We start from the raw sequence: 359 nt of genomic DNA on the forward strand, positions 1-359 counted from the left end.
GCTGGGCCCATGTGCGCCGTGAGTTCTTCGACATCGCCAAGGATGGGACCGCGCCGATCGCCCAGGAGGCCCTGCAGCGCATCGCTGCGCTCTACGCCGTCGAGGACACCATCCGCGGTAAGCCACCGGACCTGCGACGCACAATCCGGCAAGCCAGGAGCCGGCCGCTGGTCGAGGATCTGTTCGCCTGGCTCGAGCAGCAGCTGGGGCGACTGTCGGGCGGCAGCCCAACGGCACAGGCCATCCGCTACGCGCTGAACCACCGCGACGGCCTCGAACAGTTCCTCGCAGACGGCCGCGCCGACATAGACTCGAACGTGGTCGAACGCGCCATCAGGCCCCTGGTCTTGAGTCGCAAA

The 359-nt window shown here is 68.0% G+C and carries 1 protein-coding gene; it reads left to right on the forward strand.

The genetic code is table 11. From position 1 onward, the window contains the following. On the forward strand, window positions 1–359 hold a 359-nt coding region (locus Q7A36_RS41155), incomplete at both ends, for an IS66 family transposase (protein WP_305109535.1).

Source organism: Paracraurococcus lichenis (assembly GCF_030657435.1).
Classification (GTDB): Bacteria; Pseudomonadota; Alphaproteobacteria; order Acetobacterales; family Acetobacteraceae; genus Paracraurococcus; species Paracraurococcus lichenis.